Origin of the sequence: Streptomyces sp. CLV115 (assembly GCF_038448545.1) — a bacterium.
In the GTDB taxonomy this organism is placed as follows: domain Bacteria; phylum Actinomycetota; class Actinomycetes; order Streptomycetales; family Streptomycetaceae; genus Streptomyces; species Streptomyces sanglieri.
Window position 1 is genome coordinate 25,191 of sequence record NZ_JBCEWQ010000101.1, and the last position, 6,571, is coordinate 31,761.

Below are 6,571 nucleotides of genomic sequence, written 5' to 3' on the forward strand. Positions count from 1 at the left end.
GTATGCTGCGCGCTGCTGATCCCGGTCCCGCCGTTGTTCTCATCACCGGGGTGATGGCTTCCGGCAAGTCGACCGTGGCCCAGGCCCTCGCCGAGCGGCTGCCCCGGTCCGTGCATGTGCGCGGGGATGTGTTCCGGCGGATGGTGGTGTCCGGGCGGGCCGAGATGGTGCCGGGGGCGTACGAGGAGGCCGCGGCTCAACTGCGGCTCCGGTACCGGCTGTCGGCGACGACGGCCGACGCGTACGCCGACGAGGGCTGGACCGCTGTGGTCCAGGACGTGGTGCTGGGCGAGGAGCTGGCCGCGTACGTCGGACTCGTACGGACGCAGCCGCTGTACGTCGTCGTGCTCGCTCCCCAACCGCAGGCTGTTGCCGAGCGGGAGGCCGGGCGGGGGAAGAGCGGTTACGGGGCCGGGTGGACTGTGGAGTCGCTGGACCGGGTGCTGCGGGAGGAGACGCCGCGGATCGGGCTCTGGCTGGACACGTCGGGGCAGACCGTGGAGGAGTCGGTGGACGCGATTCTCGCGGGGCTGGACCGGGCGCGGGTGGCGCACGGTGGTGCTTCGGGCTGACGGACGGGTGGCCGACGGCGGGGCGAGTGGTGATTGAAGGGCAGCCAATTCCAGGCTCGTGCCGCCGCGCCTTCATGCACGTCCGGATCGCCGTCCTGCAACAGGGGAGTCCCCGAGATCGCCAAGGTCGGCGGACGCCACGGTCAGCGGGGTTGCCGCAGGCGCTGCGCGCTGGACTGATCCCGTCCGTGGTTGGGGTGCCCCCCACCGGGGCCCGGCCGATAAAGTGACCGGACGGTGGCTGTGTTCCGCGGGTGAGATGCTCAACAGGCAAGAATTTTGGGAGAGTTCGTGTCGTTCGATGAGGAGTGGGCGGAGCTTCGTGACGCGGCGGCCGCGCGGCGGAGAGGCATGCAGATCAACAGCGTCCCGGCCGAGGGTGGTGGGAGCGGGGGTGGCGCCCCCGACCTGGTGGTCAACCGGGACTCCCTCGGCGCCATCGGAAACGACGCCTACGAGTTGCGGACTCGGTTGTCGAAAGAGGGGGACCGCGCTCGTCCGGCCACGTTCGACGCGGCAATCGCGCTGACCAACGGCAACTTCGCGAGCGGGTCGGCGGTGCTCAAGGTGCACGACCTCTGGAAGGCCCATCTGAAGACGCTGCTGGATTCTCTTGGGCACATCTCGAACCACCTCGATTACACCAAGGCCCAGCATGCGAAGGACGAAGCGAAGGTCGAGGGGGATCTGGCGCCGATCTCCAAGCTCACGGAATACATGAAGTAAGGGTCGGGGGAGCGCGCGCATGCTGAAGTACGAGGACTTGATCGACGCCCCGGTAGTGAAACTGAAGACCGCGGTCGACGACTGGGACAAGATGGCGAGCGATCTGGACAAGCTCGCCGATGACGCGGCCAAGGGCATGAAGGTCAAGTCGGACAAGGCGGACTGGGAGGGCCTCAACGCGGGCGTCACCAAGGCGTTCGTGACCAAGACGGCCAAGGAGTTCGCGGACGCCGCAGCCGAGGCCAAGGGCGTGAAGGCGATCCTCGAAGAGGGGCATGCGGCCATCAAGAAGGCCAAGAACGACTTGATCAACATCCGGGACCACGAAGGGCCTGCGGCAGGCGTCAGAGTGGATGACAAGGGCAAGGTCACGGCGCGGCACCCGGTGGCGAAGTCCCGGGCGGCGGGGCACGATCCCGACTACCCCGAGATGCTCCAGCGGGAGCGGAAGAACGTCGAGTCGTGGCAGAAAAGGATCGACCTAATCGTCGACAACTGCAACGACACCGATGTCGCTTTCAAGAACGCGCTTGAGGCCAACGTCACCGAGCGGCGTGACTTCACTGCGCCGAAGTTCGAGAAACTGGACCAGGAGGAAGCGGCCCGTGCTGCCGCGCTTGCCTCCAAGGGCCGGGACATTACACACACCGAGCTTCAGGCGCTCAACGAACTGCTCCACGACAACAGGGAATCCTCCGAGTTCGCGAAGGACTTCTACAGGAAGCTGACCCCAGAGAAGTCACTCGCATTCTTCGGTCAGCTCTCGACCGATACGTACGAGTACGGCAAGGTGGACAAGGAGCGGCTCAAGGACGTTCAAGCACTCCAGAAGAACCTGGGCCTCAATCTCGCCATGGCTTCCCGTGACAAGGATTTCAGTGCGGAGTGGGGTCCGGAGCTGCGCAAGCTTGGCACCGAGCGCATCCCGCTGACCAAGTACGACAGCGGCGGTCCTTTCGGATATCAGCTGCTGGGCGGGATCATGCGGTACGGAAACTACAGCGCGAAGTTCTTGAACCCGATTGCCGAGCACGTGGCGCAGCTGCACCAGAAGAACCCGGACTTGTTCGCCGGCAACAAGGTGGTGAACAGCCCGTTCAAGAACCCGTTCAACCCCTCGGGGGTCAATGGCTCCGGCTACGATCCCACCGTGTCCATGTTGGAGGCGCTCGGTAACAGCCCCGACGCGGCGAAGCACTTCTTCCATGACACGCCGACCGCGTACAACGAGGACGGCACCGTCGACAAGGATGCCGCGGCCGATCTCGGCAAGGACAAGGACCGGAATAAGATCGAGAACTATCTCGACTTCTTCGGGGTCGAGAAGTGGGATAGCTACGGGGATGTCGACTCGCTTGACGACAAGGAACTCAAGGCGTCCCTCAACTACATGCCCGACGCTCTCGGACATGCCCTGGAAGCGGCGACGCTCGGATATCCGGCAGGTCATCCCGATGCGAGCATCGCGAGGGATGGCGACAATGCCGAAATCATGCGGGACGTGATGGTGAAGTACTCGGACGCCAATCTTCTCAAGGTCCAGGAGTCGTTGTCCGATAGCCTGGGTGCGATGGGTGCAGGGTATATCGATGACATCAACTGGGCGATGGACGGGAACAAGAAGGGCAGCGTATTCGAGCCTGGCGGGAATGGGGAAGGTCACCTTGACTTCTCTGACCCCCTCGGTCCTGACTGCCGTGAAACCGCCAGGAAATTCCTCGGAGCCCTGGGGCATCACCCGGACGCCTATGCGTCCTTGAGTGCTGCTGAGCAGGTCTACACGAGCAGTGCACTTGAGGCGCAGGTGGGCAAGGACGGCGAAATCGACACGGGCGATGTCCGGCGGACGGTGAAAATCGGAGCTGAGGTTCAGGGCATGCTGGACCAGTCGCGTGCGGACCAAGTTGAGGACGACGGCGTCAAGGCGCACGAGAAATACGAGAAGGCTGCGGAGAAACGGTCCGGTTGGGCTGAGTTCGGTGGCACCGCCGCACTCGGGGCCGGAGTTGCTACGGCTGCCTACTTTCTGCCTGCGGCGCCGGTCATCGGTGCCGGTGCGCTCCTGGTGCCGCTGTTCACCGATGTGGGGACCGGGGCCGTTGAACAGGTCATCGGAGATGTGGTCGGGGGTATGGGGGAGGACGCGATCGACAAGAACAAGGAGAAGGTCGACGATCTTACCGCCGAGCAGCGGGCGGCGATTTACACGGCGGGAGAGAACTATACGGAGACTCCGGTCGACAATTTCGTTGCCCGTCACAAGGAGGAGATCGACAGGGTCGACGCCAGGACGGGCGGAAGCCTAGCCGAGGACCTGGACGATTCAAGGCTTCTCGGCTACGGGGACGGGAATCTTCGCGCGCGCGTCCAGGGTGTGGGCCCGGCGTCCTGATTGTTCGTGGTGAAGGCCGGGGGCGCTGAGGTGCTGGACAAGTAGCGGACGCCCCGTGGCCGTTTCGGAATGCAGTGGCGTTGGGCCGGAACGCGCGGAGTCGTGCACGTCCGTCGGCCGGCAGCCGACGGATCAGCTGATGACGAGAAGGGGTTGCGGGATGCGTGAAGTAGGTGGGCACGGGTGAGGCGACGGCTGACGGCCGCCGGCCTGGTGATGGCCTTGGGGGCTGGGGGCGTGGCATGCGCGTCGGAGAAGGAGGAGGAGAAGACGTTCGTCGGGGCCGCGGAGGTATGCGGCGACGTGTTCGCCGGTCCCTTGGCGGAGATGGTCGAGAAGACGACCGGGGACAAACTCTTCTTCGCGAAGAGCTCGAAGGGCATGGCGAGAGTGGTCGCGGCGCTCAAGGAAGGGTATGAGTCCGGGCGCCCATGGGCTGCGGGGGACGTGCTCTGCCTGCTGCGTCCGAAGGGTGCGAATCAGACGGACAAGGGGGGAGCGTTTTTCTCCATGTATGCGCCACAGGACGTGGAGGACGAAGGGCTTCCGGCCGGCTACGAGCTGTACACCATGGGTGTGCAATCCTCTGTCGGGCGAGGCGCTGCGGCGATCTATTTCGAGTGTGTCACCCCTCAGCTGAAGGGGTCGGACAAGACCCCGCTACGCATTCATGGCCGTTTCGCGCGTGGTGAGAGCAACGCACCGGACACGCGTGAGTATCGCAACCTGAACTTGATCATCCTGCATGCCGTTTCGCTCAAGCTGGTGAAGGAACTCGGCTGCGAGAACAACGGCGGCCTGCCGAAGGCCCCCGTACTCACGCCGAAGTAGCAGGTTCTGGGCCCGGCAACGACCAGTGCCGACAGAACAGCCACTCGGAGACCGGCTGATGACGGGCGAGGTTCGTGGGTCGAAGTTGTCAATTTACGGCCCGCTGTCGGTCCGGCTCGGACGACGTCGGACTGAATGCAGAAGGGAATGGCATCAGGAAGACGCTGACGTCTGCCGCGTCTGCACTCCGGCCGGGCACGCCCGGCGACGACTTCCGGATCCGCTGGAACCCGGCCCAGATGGATCTTGGGGACGCCGGGCCTGCCGAGGAATCGCCTTGCTGCGGATGGGGATAGCGGGCTGACACGGTGGCGGACGTGGCGTTCGGCAGGTTCGTCCGACGGTGGTGCGGGCCCCCGCCCCCGCACCATGGGGGCGGCCGCCCCTTGCACTCCTGCTCGGAGGCCGTGACCGGATTCGAACCGGTGTAACTCGAGTTGCAGTCGAGCCCCTGAACCACTCGGGCACACGGCCGTGTGTTTCTTGTTGTGTTTATGACCGTAGGGGCGGGTGTGCCGGCCGCTCAAGGGTGCGGGGCGGGGTGCAATGCGACTGACATGCCGCGTTCACGATCGGCGGTGTGGTCCTACGACCAACGGAGGACCGGCGGACCGTCTCCCGACAGGGCTCATCCAAGATTTTGCCCCTTACTCTTGGGCTCATGAGTGCCCTGGAACCGCGGGACGACGTCGATGTCCCACCCCTTGCCGTGGACGACCCTGCCGCCGTCGAATCCGGAGGGGTGCTCGGGCGGAGCTATCGGGCGCTGAGCATCGGCATCGTCTCCGTCGTGTTCCTGATCGCCTTCGAGGCGACCGCCGTGGGGACCGCGATGCCGGTCGCCGCGCGGGAGCTGCACGGCATTCCCCTGTATGCGTTCGCGTTCTCCGCGTACTTCACGACCAGCCTCTTCGCCATGGTGCTCTCCGGGCAGTGGGCGGACCGGAGCGGTCCGCTGGGGCCGCTCGCCGCCGGGATCAGCGCGTTCGCGGCGGGGCTGGTGCTCTGCGGGACCGCCGGGAGCATGTGGATCTTCGTCGCGGGGCGTGCCGTGCAGGGGCTCGGCGGCGGGCTGGTGATCGTGGCGTTGTACGTGGTGATCAGCCGGGCCTACCCGAAGCGGCTGCAACCGTCGATCCTGGCCGCGTTCGCCGCGAGCTGGGTGATCCCCTCGGTCGTCGGGCCGCTCGCCGCCGGGAGTGTGACCGAGCACCTGGGGTGGCGCTGGGTCTTCATCGGCATCCCGGTCCTCGTCGTGTTCCCGCTGGCGCTCGCGCTGCCCGCGATCCGGCGGCGGGCGTCGGGGCCGGCCGATCCGGCGGCGCCCGTCGAGCCGTACGACCGGCGGCGCATCATGCTCGCGCTCGGGATCTCGCTGGGCGCGGCGCTGCTCCAGTACGCCGGGCAGGAGATGAACTGGTTCGCGCTGCTGCCGGCCGCCGCGGGGGTCGCCCTGCTCGTGCCCGCGGTACGGGGGCTGCTGCCGCCGGGGACCGGGCGGGCGGCGCGCGGGCTGCCCTCGGTGGTGCTGCTGCGCGGGGTGGCGGCCGGGTCGTTCATCGCCGCCGAATCGTTTGTCCCGCTGATGCTCGTCACCCAGCGCGGGCTCAGCCCGACGATGGCCGGGTTCTCGCTCGCGGCCGGGGGCGGGACCTGGGCGCTCGGTTCCTACGTACAGTCCCGGCCGAGCCTGGAGCCGTACCGGGAGCGGATGATGGTGGGCGGCATGGTGCTGGTCGCCGCGGCGATCGCGGCCGCGCCGTCCGTGCTGATCGACTCGGTGCCGGTCTGGACCGTCGCCGTGGCCTGGGCCTTCGGGTGCTTCGGCATGGGCATGGTGCTCGCGTCGACCAGCGTGCTGCTGCTGAAACTGTCGGCGCCGGAGGAGGCGGGGGCGAACTCGGCCGCCCTCCAGATCTCCGACGGGCTCTCGAACGTACTGCTGCTCGCCGCGGGCGGAGCGGCCTTCGCGGCGATGGGCGGCGGTGCGGTGGGGGCCGTGCACGGGGCGGCGGAGGCAGGGGCCGCGGGGTCTCATCCGGGGGCGTTC

General features: G+C 66.8%; 5 protein-coding genes and 1 tRNA gene. 5 read left to right on the forward strand and 1 reads right to left on the reverse strand.

Annotated features, from left to right (window positions below; all coding sequences use genetic code 11):
* Positions 1-2: 2 nt before the first annotated feature.
* The 4 genes from AADR41_RS28315 (at position 3) to AADR41_RS28330 (ending at position 4,521) form a co-directional block, all read left to right on the forward strand.
* The gene (locus AADR41_RS28315) at positions 3-572 is read left to right on the forward strand and encodes an AAA family ATPase (RefSeq protein WP_342284244.1); all 570 of its coding nucleotides are present in this window, start codon (positions 3-5) and stop codon (positions 570-572) included.
* A 291-nt stretch (positions 573-863) separates the two neighbouring features.
* Positions 864-1,298, forward strand: a complete 435-nt coding sequence (locus AADR41_RS28320; RefSeq protein ID WP_342284237.1) for a hypothetical protein — start codon at positions 864-866, stop codon at positions 1,296-1,298.
* Positions 1,299-1,317: 19 nt separating this feature from the next.
* Positions 1,318-3,690, forward strand: coding sequence for a hypothetical protein (locus tag AADR41_RS28325; protein ID WP_342284238.1), 2,373 nt, complete (start codon positions 1,318-1,320; stop codon positions 3,688-3,690).
* Positions 3,691-3,873: 183 nt separating this feature from the next.
* Positions 3,874-4,521 carry a hypothetical protein gene (locus AADR41_RS28330; protein ID WP_342284239.1) on the forward strand — a complete coding sequence of 216 codons (648 nt, stop codon included), beginning with the start codon at positions 3,874-3,876 and terminating at the stop codon, positions 4,519-4,521.
* 402 nt (positions 4,522-4,923) lie between these two features.
* Here AADR41_RS28330 and AADR41_RS28335 read toward each other — a convergent pair.
* A tRNA-Cys gene (locus tag AADR41_RS28335) sits at positions 4,924-4,995 on the reverse strand.
* A gap of 187 nt (positions 4,996-5,182) precedes the next feature.
* Here AADR41_RS28335 and AADR41_RS28340 point away from each other — a divergent pair.
* Positions 5,183-6,571, forward strand: a 1,389-nt coding sequence (locus AADR41_RS28340; protein WP_342284240.1) for an MFS transporter, incomplete at its 3' end; no start/stop codon positions are given.